The organism is Gammaproteobacteria bacterium, from assembly GCA_016200485.1.
Taxonomy (GTDB): Bacteria; Pseudomonadota; Gammaproteobacteria; order Tenderiales; family Tenderiaceae; genus JACQEP01.
In genome coordinates this window covers 212,300-226,757 of record JACQEP010000016.1, presented here as the reverse complement: position 1 = coordinate 226,757, position 14,458 = coordinate 212,300, and the positions used below count along the sequence as shown (strand labels likewise).

14 protein-coding genes are annotated in these 14,458 nt (G+C 54.3%); 3 read left to right on the top strand and 11 right to left on the bottom strand.

Annotated elements, in window-relative coordinates; genetic code table 11:
- Positions 1-40 precede the first annotated feature (40 nt).
- From HY272_11120 to HY272_11085, 8 genes are all read right to left on the bottom strand, one after another.
- Positions 41-1,663, bottom strand: coding sequence for a HAMP domain-containing protein (locus HY272_11120; protein MBI3773235.1), 1,623 nt, complete (start codon positions 1,661-1,663; stop codon positions 41-43).
- Entirely contained in the window at positions 1,638-2,561 is a 924-nt protein-coding gene (locus HY272_11115) for a hypothetical protein (protein ID MBI3773234.1), read from the bottom strand. Before HY272_11115 ends, HY272_11120 begins: the two co-directional genes overlap by 26 nt.
- A gap of 145 nt (positions 2,562-2,706) precedes the next feature.
- Positions 2,707-3,570, bottom strand: a complete 864-nt coding sequence (locus tag HY272_11110; GenBank protein MBI3773233.1) for a hypothetical protein — start codon at positions 3,568-3,570, stop codon at positions 2,707-2,709.
- Positions 3,571-3,582: 12 nt separating this feature from the next.
- Positions 3,583-6,615 carry a hypothetical protein gene (locus HY272_11105; GenBank protein ID MBI3773232.1) on the bottom strand — a complete coding sequence of 1,011 codons (3,033 nt, stop codon included), beginning with the start codon at positions 6,613-6,615 and terminating at the stop codon, positions 3,583-3,585.
- A gap of 9 nt (positions 6,616-6,624) precedes the next feature.
- The gene (locus HY272_11100; protein MBI3773231.1) at positions 6,625-7,665 is read right to left on the bottom strand and encodes an NADP(H)-dependent aldo-keto reductase; all 1,041 of its coding nucleotides are present in this window, start codon (positions 7,663-7,665) and stop codon (positions 6,625-6,627) included.
- Between the two features lie 11 nt (positions 7,666-7,676).
- Complete coding sequence (gene hemL, locus HY272_11095) at positions 7,677-8,957, bottom strand: glutamate-1-semialdehyde 2,1-aminomutase (GenBank protein ID MBI3773230.1); 1,281 nt, start codon at positions 8,955-8,957, stop codon at positions 7,677-7,679.
- Between the two features lie 143 nt (positions 8,958-9,100).
- Entirely contained in the window at positions 9,101-9,763 is a 663-nt protein-coding gene (locus HY272_11090; GenBank protein MBI3773229.1) for a thiamine phosphate synthase, read from the bottom strand.
- A 2-nt stretch (positions 9,764-9,765) separates the two neighbouring features.
- Positions 9,766-10,578, bottom strand: coding sequence for a hydroxymethylpyrimidine/phosphomethylpyrimidine kinase (locus HY272_11085; GenBank protein ID MBI3773228.1), 813 nt, complete (start codon positions 10,576-10,578; stop codon positions 9,766-9,768).
- A gap of 135 nt (positions 10,579-10,713) precedes the next feature.
- Between HY272_11085 and HY272_11080 the strand changes: the two genes are divergently transcribed.
- Positions 10,714-10,878: a rubredoxin gene (locus tag HY272_11080; protein ID MBI3773227.1), complete on the top strand. Its 165-nt coding sequence runs from the start codon at positions 10,714-10,716 to the stop codon at positions 10,876-10,878.
- Positions 10,879-10,891: 13 nt separating this feature from the next.
- The gene (locus tag HY272_11075; protein ID MBI3773226.1) at positions 10,892-11,413 is read left to right on the top strand and encodes a GNAT family N-acetyltransferase; all 522 of its coding nucleotides are present in this window, start codon (positions 10,892-10,894) and stop codon (positions 11,411-11,413) included.
- Positions 11,414-11,566: 153 nt separating this feature from the next.
- Here the strand turns inward: HY272_11075 and HY272_11070 are convergent, their stop codons facing one another.
- Positions 11,567-11,899, bottom strand: a complete 333-nt coding sequence (locus tag HY272_11070; protein ID MBI3773225.1) for a c-type cytochrome — start codon at positions 11,897-11,899, stop codon at positions 11,567-11,569.
- 296 nt (positions 11,900-12,195) lie between these two features.
- Between HY272_11070 and HY272_11065 the strand changes: the two genes are divergently transcribed.
- Entirely contained in the window at positions 12,196-12,405 is a 210-nt protein-coding gene (locus tag HY272_11065; protein ID MBI3773224.1) for a DUF2892 domain-containing protein, read from the top strand.
- Here HY272_11065 and mtnB read toward each other — a convergent pair.
- On the bottom strand, positions 12,344-12,934 hold the full coding sequence (gene mtnB / locus HY272_11060; GenBank protein ID MBI3773223.1) for a methylthioribulose 1-phosphate dehydratase: 591 nt from the start codon (positions 12,932-12,934) through the stop codon (positions 12,344-12,346). The genes HY272_11065 and mtnB overlap by 62 nt on opposite strands.
- An 88-nt stretch (positions 12,935-13,022) precedes the next feature.
- Positions 13,023-14,342: an ATP-dependent RNA helicase RhlB gene (gene rhlB, locus HY272_11055; GenBank protein ID MBI3773222.1), complete on the bottom strand. Its 1,320-nt coding sequence runs from the start codon at positions 14,340-14,342 to the stop codon at positions 13,023-13,025.
- Positions 14,343-14,458 lie beyond the last annotated feature (116 nt).

The following is a 14,458-nucleotide window of genomic DNA, read 5'->3' as shown; positions in this document are numbered from 1 at the left end:
ACTGTACTAAAAATCAGCTGCCAGTGCCATGGGTATTTGTTTATATGTCGGATGTTCTCGCTGAATCTTGATCTTTTAAAGGCAGGGTAATGGTAAAGCAGGAACCCTTGCCGGGTTGGCTGGTGACGGTAACATCTCCACCCATGGCCAGACAAAACTGCTTGGTGATGGCCAGTCCCAGGCCCGTGCCTTGATAGTGGCGGGTAATGCCGCTGTCCGCTTGGTAGAACGGTTCAAAGATGTGGATCAGATCTTCTGCCTGCAGGCCGATGCCGGTGTCTTCTACGTTGATGATCAGTTGCCGGTGTTGTTGCGTGATTTTCAATAATACGTGTCCTTGATGGGTGAATTTAGCGGCATTGCTGAGCAAATTGAGGATGGACTGCCGCAATTTGGCGTCGTCGATAATCACTTCGCTGTCTTGAAGATAAAGCTCGGTGTCGAACTGGTTTTGATTTTTGTCCATCATCGGGCGCACGGTTTGGGTGATGTTTTCGATGAGATCGAGCAGCTGGGTGGGGTGCGATTCGATGGTGATGCGACCGGACTCAATCTTGGCGATATCAAGGATGGAGTTGATCATTGTCAGCAGATGTTGGGCATTTTTGAGTATGGTTTCAATGTCGTGGCGTTCGCCGGGCATATCATGGGGCAGCGAGTCGAGCAATAAATCGCTGTAGCCGATGATGCCTTGCAGCGGGGTGCGCAGCTCGTGACTGACGCTGGAGAGGAAGCTGGATTTGTTGCGGTTGGCTTGTACGGCCATGTCGCGGGCGTAAACCAGATCCTGGGTGCGTTCCGCCACTTCATACTCCAATAATTCATTGTGACTGCGCAGTTGGGCGTCACGCTCGGCCAGGGCTTCGATCATTTTATTAAAGGCGCGGGCAATCTTGGCCACTTCCTTGGGGCCATCAACCTCGGCACGAACCTGAGCATTACCCTGTTCGGCAAGGCTCATGACCTGGGTCAGGCGGTCAACGGGTGTCATCAGCCGCGAAAAGGCGCGGCGGATGACAAAAATAAAGCCCATCGCAATAATCAGTCCGATCACCAGGTTGTTAACAATGGTATCGATCAGTACTTCGTTGAGTTTTTCCTTGCTCTTGTTGACCAGGACATAGCCCAGCAATTCCGGCGCCCGCGCGGGTAGCGAAAGCATGTCACCCTCCGCTGTGCCGTCATGCGTGGAACTATAGACCGGTGCCATGAATGTCCAGCGCTTGAAACTGTTTTCGACCAGAAGTGCGGTGCGGGTCGCGGGTTTAATGCCTGCGACGACGGCAATGACTTCGCCACGCGCGAGCAGGGGGCGGCGGTCGGGCGTTAAAATACTAACACCGGTAATGGAAGGGAAGCCAAGCGCCGCCGAAGACGCCTCTTCAGCGTTCTCCGGGCTGGCATAAAGCAGGGCGAGCACCGATTGTTCGGCAAGCGATTCGGTCACCTGAACACCATCGGCAATGAATTGCGAGCGAATATTATTGGTCGTGACCCAGGCGGAGGTGAGCGCGGTGGTGACCGCCAGAGTCAGGATGCCTGCGGCGACGATTTTGGTTAATTGGGAACGAAAACTGGTGGAGTGGGCGTTGTTGGTATTTCCAACACCAATACCACTGTCTATAAGCGCGGTGGCGCTATTGTTGTGAGTAGACGAGGTCAAATTGATTTAGTCGCTCAATGGAATAATTCAGGCCCAGATGGGTGGCGGTGCGCTCGTTAACCGAAACCTTGAGTCTGCTAAGTGGGATAACGGTCGGTTGGTGATCGCTGCGAATCTGCTTCAACACCATCTCCATGAGGTTGGCGCCCAGGCGGGGATGGTCAGGAAACAACGCAAACAGGGCGCCGCGCTTGGAATGTAAAGGATTGTTTGAAAACAGGACCACTTTTTTGCGCCAGGCGACATCGAGTATTACTGGCAGTACGGTTTTGTCCGGGATCACATTGTCAAGCAGGAGCCAGATGGCGTCCTGCGGGCCTCTGGCGCGATCCAGGATGACCTGAAATTGCTGTGCAGCTTCGCGAACATCCGAGGCGGCCAGCGCTTCCAGGATAATGCCACTGGCGGCAGCCTCCTTGCGGGCGACATCGATCAGCCAGCCGCTATTCTTCTCGTTATAGACCGTTAATACCCGTTTAACCTGTGGTGCCACGACATTCAATGCGGCATAAAATTGATGCGGTGACCCCGCCAGGCTGATGCCGCTGTGGCCATTGGGGTTGAGGAATAGCCCGCCATGGACCACAGATAGTTGATCTTTGAGGAGGTAGCCTAATTCGTGGGAGGATTGCCCCAGCGCAATCACGCCATCGAAACGGCGCTGTTGGATTAGGGTGGTGATTTCTGCGAGCGAGGTTTGTTCAGTCACGACGCGGGTGGAGATTTCAACGCCGGGGGTGGATTCTATACCGGAAAGAATTTCTTCAAATACCCGGCCATAAACAGCGGTCAAGTCGGGATGCAATACCAGGATTTTGGGGGCGGAAAAGGCCGGTGCCGCCATCATGCAGAGGACGAAAATGAGCAAGTAGCGTAATCTGGAATATAAGCGAATCATACAACTCCCCCATTGCTCACTATGGAGGGAGAAAAAGGAAAATACAATAGGGTAATCGCTAATCGCACCCATCTATCATTAAATAGTCGTCTGATTAATATGGAAAATTGGAAAGAGAATGCTCCACATTTATTTTGGCGCAAGATCACATGTCGACGTCGGCCATTTTTAGCGCTTCACGCACTACGCTGGTGGCATCCAGCATCATTCGAATCGCGACCGGGTAGTTTTTTTCGATGGCCTTCAGGCGCGCCTGTTCGGCCATCCATTTGGCCTTTTCGCCCATACTTTTCATTTGCTCCGCCAGCGGTGCGGCAGGGCGTTTAACCTCGATCGCGACCGGAATCAATTCCTCGTAGCCCAGATAACGCCGCAGTTCGTAGAAATATTCTTTCTCGGGGGTGCTGACGTCGAGTTCGCTGACCAACGTTGAGTGGTTGAGCATGCCCTGGATGGAGGCAGTGACAATGGTCTGGGCCTCGGTCAGGCGGGCAATGGCCTTTTCGTAATCACCCTCGGCGGCATCGATGTCGGCGTAGGACATCAGCTCGGCAACCTTGGATTTATTGTAGTCAGGGCTGGACACACCCTTCTCGCTGGCGATGCGTTGCCGATTGTCGGTTTGGGCATAGACGAATTTCTCCAGGCCGGTGCGCAAGTTATTAAAACGATTTTTCATGCGCTCGATTTCTTCCGGGTCGTCGGGCATGTCGCGGACACCGGCCATGAAGGTGGTCAGACCCTGTCGGGTGAGTTTATCGGCCTTGTCACGCTGATTCTGTTGCAAGGCCGCGCGGGCGGCGGCAATGAGTTTTTGCGCGTCTTTATAAGCCTTGCCACCCTTGTGCGTTTGCAGGCGTTGGCCGCTACGCGATTGCATGAGTTTTTCTACATAGTCGAGACGCACCTCGATCGAGGTTGAGGCCGAAACATCGCGCGGTGCGGCAAAAGAGGGATAGGCGATGGCGGTGGTGATGGCAAAAATAAAAACGATGGCGCTGTACTTCATTAGCGAAACTTCCTAAGGATTAGGGGGTTGAACAAAGAGATCGGTGCCTTTTTTCTGCTCCAAGAGCTGCTTGAATTGATCAAGGCTCATTTTGGGTTTGCCAAAGGCGGGCATGTCAACACGCAGGGCATTGCGCAGCGTGATACTGGTGTTGTCGTCAAAGCGCAGTTGCAGATGGTAGTTGCCTACCGGCAGTGAGCCGGGGACGGTGATCGCCGCCGTTGAATCGTTGGAAGGAGTGGCGGCGAGCGCGGGCAGCAAACGAATCGCCACTGGGGTTTCACCGCCGCCGAGATAAGCCGTCCCGTTGTGTAAAGTGATGCTCTGCGGACTCATCAGTAGTGGATAGCTGGCGGTTTTTTCAAATTGAGTATTCTCAAGGCGATAGAAGGTAAATTCGGTATCTGTGGCAACGTAAAGCGTGTTTTCGTCAACACTCAAGGCACGAATTCTGGCGCCAACATCAAGTTGGCTCAGTGTAGTTAATTGCGTGCCCTCGATTGAATGCAGTCTCAGCTGTTGGCCGACGGCGGAAATAAACATCTTGCCTTGGTCGAGGCTCAGTAAATGCTCGGGCACATAGTTACCACTCAGCATGGTGACAGTGCCAAAACCACGCGCTTGCTCAAATGCAATCAGCGCCAATCCATTATCGGTGGCAAGCAACAACTGGTGGCCAAGGAGCAAAAATTGTTGGGCAGCGATTTCAAGGCGATCAAGAATTTGAAGTGTGCCGGGTTGGGATCGATCCAACGCCAACAAGGCATGTCCCTGGTCCAGAGCAAAGACAATGTTGTTAAAGGAGGTAAGTTGGCGGACATCGACCAGTCCACGCAATGATTCTTGAACGCGGACATTAAAGGGATCGGAGGCTTCAATCCGGATAATGCCTTCACTACCTGCGGCGACCAGCACTTCGTTGTGACTAAGTGCGAGATCGTAGGCATGGCCCGCGAAATCGGCACCCGTGATCCAGGTGGGATTCAACGGATTTTTGATGTCGAATACCTGCAAGCCGTGGGTGCCGTCGGCGACAAATAAATAATTGCCGCGAACTTTGCTGTTATGTACCTGGCCACGACGGTGATAGCTGCCGAGTGTGCGCAGTTGCCGGGGATCACGAATATCAACCACGGTAAAGCCGCCCCACCAATCCATGACGAGGGCGTTATCGCCGTTAACCTTTACGCCCCAGCTGGCGCCAGGTGTGTCAAGGGTGCCGATCAGTTGCGGCTGTTCGAGTTTAGAGATGTCGACAATCTGAATTCCCGCCAGCCAATCCGCAACGTAGGCGCGATCGCCAATGATATCCAGACCGCGCGCATTGCCGGGGAGGGCAAGATGTGAAATGACATTGGGCTGAGCGGGATCGCTGACGTCGAGTATGTAAAGGCCGTCATTAAAAAAAGCCACGAAGGCGATATTGTCGCGAACCACCACTTCTTCGGCAGCGCCACCGGGGGTAAATTGGCCGATCAGCCGCGGATGGGTTGAATCCTCGACATCGAAAATCAGCAATCCACTGTCATCATCGGCGACATAAAGCAGATGCCCTCGCACCTCGAGTGACCAAGCCTTGCCCGGCGTATCGTAATCGGTAATCAAACGCGGTGTTTGTGGATCGCTGATGTCGATGATCTGAAAACCACCGCGATGACTGGCGAGATACAGATGGTTGCCGGAAAGCTTGGGAGTGTATGCCAGCCCGGAAGTGGCCAATGATGTGATTTGCTTCGGCTTGCCTGGATCGCGAACATCAATCACTTGTAGTCCGTGATCATCATCTGCGACATAGGCGATGTTATTGCGGACAATTATGCCTTTGGGAGAACCAGGTGTATGCATGCTGGAAAGCAGGCTGGGGCGCTCTGGGTGTTGAATGTCATAGATATGAATGCCCGAAAACCAATCGGCAACATAGGCCAGATGATCGCTAACAAAAACGCGGCGCTCTCCGCCAAGATTCACTCCCTGACCGAAATTGAGCGCCTCGTTACTCAGTTGCGGAACGGCGGGAGCGGCGTCGATCAATTCAATGGCATTGGCAGTTAATGCATAAATCTTGTCGCCATGGTCAATAGCGCCGCGCAGAGGTTCAGCGCTACGCCAGCTATTCGTGATGGAGGGTTCGGCGGGATTGTCGATGGTCAGGCGAAATAATAAACCGTTGTCGGTCAGTGCCAGAGGTTGCGCGCCATCGCTGACAATCTGAATCACATTGCCAAGTTGCTGGTGGCTGCCGAGCCAAAGTGGCAGGCTGGGGTCTGAGACATCGACGACAGTGATGCCATTGCAATTGATTAGCGCCAAGCCATTATTGATGGCGACCGAGGTGGCAGGTGAATTGCAATAATAGCGTCCTAGAATGCGGAGCGCATTGTTTTCAATCGTGCCGACCAGAAAACCTTGGTCATCGGCAAAATACAGGTTGTCGCCATCGCCAGTGATGGCGTGAATAGTGGCCGATGGCACAGGCAAAATCTCAAGTGTCAATGAATCGCGGTTGCCCACCACTACCCGGGCAATTTTTGAATCCTTGAGTGTCGCAAAAAAAACACCATTGCTTATACCCAAGCTGGTGATGATTCGATCAGCTTTAATTTCCTCCCCAATGCGGGGCTGCGCCGGTGTTGAAAGATCGATCAGTAGTAATGTGTTGTTGCTGTCGAGCGCCAGCGCCGCGGTGTCGCGAGCTAAAATTTGTTTGAATCCGCCTGCGTGAGCGATCTGGCTAATCAGAGTATTGCTGGCGGTGTCCAAAACATGGAGTCCATCCTCGGTGCCAATCAACAGGAATTGTCCGCTTTGAGTAATAGACTGAGCAGCAGAAGGAAGCGGGATTCTTTGCAAAGACTGCGGGCCGCCAGGGCTTAACGTTACCTCGCGCAGCGTTTGCCCCGGGTTCAGATGCAGTGTGATGGAGGTATCTTTGCCATAACCGACAACACCAGGCTCAAGCGGGATGGCAGCCTGTGTTGTGAAGGACAACAATAATCCCAGGCTGCAGCAGCCTAACGACAGAATCCGGTAACTTGGAAATGACATTTTTAACATTTAGGGGCAAGGAATGGTAAATCGCCGATGGATGTCTTCAATACCATCCAGTACTTCACGTGACAGTGTGATATCCGCGCTGGCGATGTTCTCATCCAGTTGTGCTAGCGTAGTAGCGCCGATGATGTTGCTGGTCAGAAACGGACGGCTAGTGACAAAGGCCAGTGCCATTTGCGTGGGCGATATACCATGGTGGCGCGCCAGTTCGACATAGGCTTGAGTGGCAGCTTGGGCTTGCGAATTGTTATAGCGGCTGAAGCGTTCGAATAGCGTCAAACGCGCACCTTCAGGGTGGGCACCGTTGAGATATTTACCGCTCAACACACCAAAGCCCAGCGGCGAATAGGCCAGTAACCCGGTCAGTTCGCGATGTGCAATCTCGGCCAGTCCCACCTCAAAGCTGCGGTTAAGCAGGCTGTAGGGATTTTGGATGCTCACCACGCGCGGCAATTTCAAATTAGCAGCGACGCTAAGGGCATGCATCACGCCCCACGGCGTTTCATTTGACAGGCCGATGTAGCGGATCTTGCCCGCTTTGATTTGATCGCCGAGTACGCGCAACGTTTCTTCAATCGGCATACATTGTTCGTTGGGATTGTGCACATAACCCAATTGGCCAAAATAATTGGTGCTGCGTTCCGGCCAGTGCAGCTGATAAAGATCGATGGTGTCGGTTTGCAAACGCTTCAAGCTGGCATTCAATGCCGCTTCAATATGTTTGCGGTCAAAGCGTGTTTTCCCGCCCCGGATATAAGCCAGATGTTCGTCGGGGCCGGCGATTTTACTCGCAAGAATGACTTGATCGCGATTGCCGCGCGCCTTGAGCCAGGTGCCGATGTATTCTTCGGTGCGGCCATACGTCTCGGCGTGCGGCGGCACGGGATATAGTTCCGCCGTGTCGATGAAATTAATGCCCGCCGCCATGGCGCGATCGAGTTGGGCGTGGGCATCGGCCTCGCTATTTTGTTCGCCAAAGGTCATGGTACCCAAACACAGGCAACTGACCTTGAGTTCCGTCCAGCCGAGGCGACGATATTCCACGCGCAATCTCCTTATAGAGTTGAGAACACCTTTTCAGCGGCGATCAATGTATTTTTGATATCGCCATCACTGTGTGCTGCCGAGACAAAGCCTGCTTCATAGGCCGAAGGTGCAAGATATATACCTTCCGCCAGCATGCCATGGAAGAAGAGTTTAAAGCGGTCGATGTTGCACTGGGTCACTTGATTGAAGTTTTCAACCTTGGCCTCATCGGAAAAGAAAATACCGAACATGCCGCCGACGTGATTCTCGGTGAATGGTATGTCGAAGGCGCGGGCGCGGGTCACTAAACCTTGCACCAGCCGCGCGGTCTTTTCGCTGAGTGCTTCGTAGAAACCGGGCTTGGAGATTTCTTCGAGATTGGCGAGGCCCGCCGCCATCGCCACCGGATTACCGGAGAGGGTGCCCGCTTGATAAATCGGGCCCAACGGTGCGATTTGTTCCATGATCTCGCGGCTGCCGCCGAAGGCGCCGACCGGCATGCCGCCGCCGATGACCTTGCCCAGTGTTGTCAGATCGGGGTTAACCTTGTAATAAGCCTGCGCGCCGCCCAGGGCAACACGAAAACCGGTCATCACTTCATCGAAAATCAATACCGATTCATATTCATCGCAAATCTTGCGCAGACCTTCGAGAAAACCCGGAGCCGGTGGAATACAATTCATGTTTCCGGCAACAGGCTCGACAATGATGCACGCGATTTGGCCGCCAACATGGGCAAACGTCTGCCGCACCTGTTCCAGATCGTTGTAGGCGAGCGTAATCGTATGTTCCGCCAGCGCTACGGGCACGCCCGGTGAAGTGGGTACGCCCAGCGTCAATGCACCGGAACCTGCCTTGACCAGCAACGAATCGGCGTGGCCGTGATAACAGCCTTCAAACTTAACAATCTTGTCGCGACCCGTGAAACCGCGTGCCAAGCGAATGGCGCTCATCGTCGCTTCGGTGCCGGAATTGACCATGCGGATCATTTCAATCGAGGGCATGATCTCGCAGACCTTGTCGGCCATCATCGTTTCCAGCGCGGTCGGCGCGCCGAAACTTAATCCATTCTTGATGGCTTCTTCAACGGCAGCGATGACTTTTGGATGCGCATGCCCCAGGATCATCGGACCCCAGGAGGCGACATAATCGATGTACTTATTGTTGTCTTCATCCCAGAGATAGGCGCCCTGGCCACGCTTGAAAAAAATGGGTTCGCCGCCCACGCCGCGAAAGGCGCGTACCGGCGAGTTTACCCCGCCGGGAATATGATGTTGAGCGGCTTTAAAAAGTTCGTGTGAGCGCGTCATAAGCTGTTGTCCTTCTCATGCTGTCTTGGCTAAATGTGTTTTAAAAAATCCAACGCGGAGGCGCAGAGACGCGGAGAATTGCGAGAATGATTTCACACACAGGCCGCTTCGGATTCCATCCGGGCTACATAGCGCTCGCAAGTTTACCGCTTTTGTCTTTCTTTGCGCCTCTGCGCCTCCGCGTTGGATTTTAAATCTTCAAATAATTTCCCAAACTGTCGCGCCGCACCAGTGACATCGTCTTGATCGAAAACCGCTGTGATCACCGCCAGCATGTCGGCGCCTGCATCAATCAGCGCCGCGCCATTGTCGGGTGTGATACCACCAATCGCCACCACCGGGATCGTCAGTTCTTGTTTTGCGCGTCGAATCAGATCCGGCGTGGCGCGCGCGGCCTGCGGTTTGGTCGCTGACGGAAAAAAGGCACCAAAGGCGACGTAATCGGCACCGGCGCGGACGGCGGCGACAGCATTCGCCCAGTCATTGTAGCAGGATACGCCGAGGATGCCGCCGGGCTGGAGCCGGGCGCGCGCAGCGTGCAAATCACCATCGTCGCGGCCCAGATGCACGCCATCGGCGCCGATGGTCAGTGCCAGTTCCAGGTCGTCATTGATGATTAGCGGCACGCCATAACGGCGACATAGTGCTAGTAGGGGCACGGCGCGCCGTGCCCCTACAACCGGCGACAACGTCTTGTTGCGATACTGGATCAGCCGCGCGCCACCGAGCAGCGCTTGTTCGACTTTGGGCAGCAATTGTTCGCCAGCCGTTAGCCGGTCGTCGGTGATGGCATACAGACCACGCATCACTAATCTTCCGTGGTCTCGTCGCTCCGTGCCCAAAACAAACGGTTGGGTAAGAGCTGCCCCATGCCGCTTCGATAACCATGATTCAGCGTCTGCCAGGCATACTCCTGGGCCTCATGGATGGCGGCGAAGGGTTCGATTCCTTGCGCCAACAGGCCCGCGATCGCAGAGGCAAGCGTGCAGCCGGAGCCGTGATAGTTGTGTGGTAATCGTTGCCAGGTGAAGGTTTCAAGGCGGCGATGTTCCGCATAGAGGCGGTTTTCCACCTGGGGCGTGTTCTCGTGGGTGCCGGTGATCAGCACAAATTCGCAGCCCAGCTCCAGTAATTCGTGGCCACAGGCGTCGAGGGTGTCGGCCTCCGGCGCCAGAATCCGTGCCTCCTGGCTGTTAGGAGTTAACACCGTAGTTTGCGGCAACAGCAGGGTTGAAATGGCGGCGATGATTTCCTCGGTGGTCAGATGGCCGCCCCCGCCGCCGGCGAGTACCGGATCCAGCACCACCGGCAGATCGGGGTAATCCAGTAACAGCGTATGGATGCACTCGACATTTTGCACCGAACCGATCATTCCAATTTTGAAGGCCTTGACCGGCATGTCTTCCAGTACCGCCCGCGCCTGTTCGATCAGCAGGCTGGGCTCAGTGGCCTGAAAACGTATCACACCACGTGTGTCCTGTACGGTAATCGCGGTAATCACCGGCGCACAGTGGCAGCCCATGCTGGCCAGGGTTTCGATATCGGCCTGAATGCCGGCGCCGCCCGTGGGATCGCTGCCCGAAAACGTCATCACAACAGGAACACTGTAGGGTTTAGTCATTTTTGAATTTGCGCCCGAAATCGGCCGCGCCGCCTATATAATTCATGTGCAGGGATGCATTTGGATTTTAGCATTCTTAGGGCGGATTGCATCCGTTGGAATCAAGCGAAAGGAGAATGGTAAGTGACACGACCGATGCGTAAATACATGTGTGTCATCTGTGGCTTCATCTATGATGAGGCCCAAGGCCGCCCCGAAGAGGGCATTGCGCCGGGGACGCGCTGGGAAGATCTGCCCATCACCTGGAGCTGCCCCGACTGCGGCGCCATGAAAGATGAATTCGAGATGATCGAAATTTAAGCGCAGATCCGACGTGACAGAATTAATGATCCGCAAAGCCGTTAACGACGACACGCCGCAGATAGTGGCGCTGGTCAATGCGGCCTATCGCGGCGACAGCAGCCGCTTGGGGTGGACGACAGAGGCCGATTTGCTCGAGGGGATCAGGACCGATAGCGCCGAAATCATGGCGATCCTTGACGATCAGGATTCAACGATTTTGGTGGGCATCAGGGATGCAGAGATTGTTGCTTCCGTACATTTACAAAAAAATGCAGATTCTGCCTTTCTAGGAATGTTTGCCGTAAATCCGCGTTCACAATCTACCGGCATTGGCAAACAAATGTTGATGGCAGCCGAGCGTCAGGTTCGGAGCGCATGGAAGGTAAGCAAAATGCAGATGAAAGTGATCAATGTGCGCCACGAGTTGATCGCATTTTATGAACGTCGTGGTTATCAGCGCGTAGGAATCGCGCAAGAATTCATATTGCCCGCTGTGATGGGCAGGCAAAAGATCGCGGGTCTTAAGGTGGAGATTTTGGAAAAAAACTTATAATTGCGAGAAATAATTATTCACCACCGGGCACATGGATTGACTGCCCTCGTTCAGAATGCCTGCGCCCTCCGTGCCTCTGTGGTGAAAGAGGCTCGTATAAAAACAAAAGCCAGCCCGGAGGCTGGCTTTTGTGTGGCGATCGTAGTCTCAAAATTACAGAGCCAGAACGAAGTCAACCAGCTTCTCGATGTCGGCGTCAGCAACGCGCGGCGAGTAGGGAGGCATTGGAACGCCACCAGTGACTTCAGTCCAGTTGCCTTTACCGCCAGCCTTAACCTTGGCTACCAGGGCAGCTTTGGCACCGGCATTACCCTTGTACTTGGCAGAAACGTCTTTCCAAGCTGGACCGACAACTTTCTTTTCAACGCTATGGCAAGCCAGGCAACCGCTTTTTTTAGCCAGTTCCAGACCTTCTTCAGCGCTGGCTTGGCCAGCAGCCATCAGCAGCAGAGCTGCAGCAGAAACGCTCAACCAACGTGCTTTCATGTAAGTCTCCTTGATTCGTTATTAGGGTAAAACAGCAGACGCTGTTCCGTCGGCATTTCGTCCGCTGAGAATCCCCCAAAGCGGTATGCGATTGCCGAGCTATCGAAACCGTTGGTTGCTGAGTTGAAACCCCTACCCCCTCACGCAACGGTACCGAAAGGAGTTTATGCCATGCCCCAATGAGAGTGTCAAGAATGAGGGATATTTCGAGCGAATTTGGTACGGTGGTGGGGGGCTTGTATGGTATATTAGAATTCTCTAATATTTTGACCTAAATTACAGGAAGGAGTCTGGTCATGACGATTAATCGTGTTGTGCGCACTATTGCGGGTACTTTTATTCTGCTGTCTCTGGTCTTGGGGGTGGAAGCGAGTCCGTTGTTCCAGTCCAGCAACTGGTTATGGCTCACTGTCTTTGTGGGCGCTAATCTGTTTCAGAGCGGGATTACCAATTGGTGTTTGATGGACAAGATCCTGGCCAAGTTGGGCGTGCCAGATAACTCATGATGAATTCGACGATCTCGACCCGGTTGTAGGCCTGCTGCGGGCTGTTGCCCCAAACGGTGATGCCATGGTTGCGGACCATCAGTGCCGGCACTTGTGGTGACTGACTGCGGAAGCGGCGTTCGATTTCGCGAGCGATGCTCGGCACGTCCAGCCAGTTATCGAAGAGCGGCAACTCGACGACGGGATCTTCTTCCCAGATATTCAGGCCTTTGATCATTTCCAATGGCGGCAGGCGCATGTCGAGCGCATTGCGCGGTGCACGTGCAGTGGCCAGGCAGGCATCGACGGTGTGGACATGGAGACAGGCGCGAGCCTCGGGAAACAGACGGTAAATGACTTGATGAATGCTGGTTTCGGCCGAAGGTTTGGCTTCGGGGCGCAGACGCTCTATCACCTCGCCGCTTTTAACCTGAATCAGGATCAAGTCGCGTTCGTCGAGATTTCCCTTGGGCAGACCGCTGGCAGTGATCCAGAAATTGTTTTCATCGTCGCCGCACCGAGTGCTGAGGTTACCCGCAGTACCCGCCATCCAGCCGCGCCCGTGAAAATCGCGCGCAATGGCGGCGAGGGCTTCTCGTTGCGGCAGATCATTGAAGCCAAGTGCCACGTCAATTTACCTATTTTGGTTTTGGACTGCGCCGAGCGCGGCCACTGCTACCACCTGAGCCACGTTTTTGGCTATCGCTGCGCGGCGGTCCGCGTCGGCCGCTGTCAGGACGCTTTTGTACGCGCTCGGATTTATCAATCCGCACCCGCGGTGCGGGCGTCACTAGTAATTCGGCTTTTACCTGCTGCGAGGCGATTTTGTGACCGATGAATTCTTCGATCTCGGGTAAATGGAAGGCATATTCCTCACAGGCGAAGCTGATGGCTTCACCGCTGCAGCCCGCGCGTGCTGTACGGCCGATGCGATGCACGTAGTCCTCGGCATTTTGCGGCAGATCAAAATTAAACACATGCGTGACGTCGGCCACGTGCAGGCCACGCGCAGCAACATCGGTGGCGACCAGAGTGGGAAGCTCGCCCTGGGTAAATTGTTCCAGCAGCCGCAGGCGTTTATTTTGCGGAATATCGCCTGATAACAATCCGGCGCGAAAACCGTTGCCTTCCAGAAATCCCCAAACTAATTCGACAGAACGTTTGGTGTTGGCGAAAATCATGGTCCGTGGTGGTTGCAGCTGTTTCATCAGGCCGAGCAATAGCGGAATCTTTTCGTCATTGGCGACGTAATAAACGCATTCGGTGACGTTGGCAGAGGTAATGGAATCACTTTCGATTTTGACGAGTTCCGGATTGTTCATGTGCTCGTAGGCAAGTTCGATCACGCGGTGCGAGAGCGTGGCCGAGAACAACATGCTCAATCGATGTTCTGGTTTAGGCATGCGGCGGAACATAAAGCGCACGTCCTTGATAAAACCCAGATCAAACATGCGATCGGCTTCGTCGAGCACCATCACCTGGATGGCCTGGAGATCGAATATTTTTTGGTTAAAGTAGTCGATCAGGCGCCCCGGGGTGCCGATTACGATATCCACGCCCTGTTCCAGCATTTGGCGCTGTTTGTCATAATTGGCGCCACCATACACGACGCCGACGCTCAGCCCGGCCTGTCGGACCAGGGGTTCAGCATCCTTGTGGATCTGCACCGCCAGCTCGCGGGTCGGGGCCAGAATCAGGGCGCGCGGCTGGTTGGTGCGGCGCCGAGGCGTGGCAGGCTGTGTGACCAAGCGGGTAATGGTGGCGACCAGAAAGGCAATGGTCTTGCCCGTCCCAGTCTGGGCCTGGCCCGCAACGTCGTGACCCTGCAATAAAAGCGGCAAGGATTTGGCCTGGATCGGGGTGCAAAACTCAAAGCCGGCATTGCGTAAATCCGCTTGCAGGGCTTCAGGTAAGGCGAGTTCCTGGAATCGGGTTGTGGATAAATGTTCTACGGCCATCGGTGTCTTTAATGCCTGGCGTTGACCAGGGGGGCTTGCAATATGTCTCGGTTTGAGCTTGAATTCTACAGACTATCGGTAATAAAAACACTGGCTTTCTCAGGCTGTCTGTAGAA

Bases quoted from the DNA above. Each gene is read 5' to 3' on its own strand.
- hemL (MBI3773230.1), bottom strand. From the start codon at position 8,957: ATGACGCGCTCACACGAACTTTTTAAAGCCGCTCAACATCATATTCCC.
- mtnB (MBI3773223.1), bottom strand. From the start codon at position 12,934: ATGGCGGGTACTGCGGGTAACCTCAGCACTCGGTGCGGCGACGATGAA.
- HY272_11065 (MBI3773224.1), top strand. From the start codon at position 12,196: ATGACGATTAATCGTGTTGTGCGCACTATTGCGGGTACTTTTATTCTG.
- HY272_11085 (MBI3773228.1), bottom strand. From the start codon at position 10,578: ATGACTAAACCCTACAGTGTTCCTGTTGTGATGACGTTTTCGGGCAGC.
- HY272_11110 (MBI3773233.1), bottom strand. From the start codon at position 3,570: ATGAAGTACAGCGCCATCGTTTTTATTTTTGCCATCACCACCGCCATC.
- HY272_11115 (MBI3773234.1), bottom strand. From the start codon at position 2,561: ATGATTCGCTTATATTCCAGATTACGCTACTTGCTCATTTTCGTCCTC.
- HY272_11105 (MBI3773232.1), bottom strand. From the start codon at position 6,615: ATGTCATTTCCAAGTTACCGGATTCTGTCGTTAGGCTGCTGCAGCCTG.
- HY272_11080 (MBI3773227.1), top strand. From the start codon at position 10,714: ATGCGTAAATACATGTGTGTCATCTGTGGCTTCATCTATGATGAGGCC.
- HY272_11070 (MBI3773225.1), bottom strand. From the start codon at position 11,899: ATGAAAGCACGTTGGTTGAGCGTTTCTGCTGCAGCTCTGCTGCTGATG.
- HY272_11090 (MBI3773229.1), bottom strand. From the start codon at position 9,763: ATGCGTGGTCTGTATGCCATCACCGACGACCGGCTAACGGCTGGCGAA.
- rhlB (MBI3773222.1), bottom strand. From the start codon at position 14,342: ATGGCCGTAGAACATTTATCCACAACCCGATTCCAGGAACTCGCCTTA.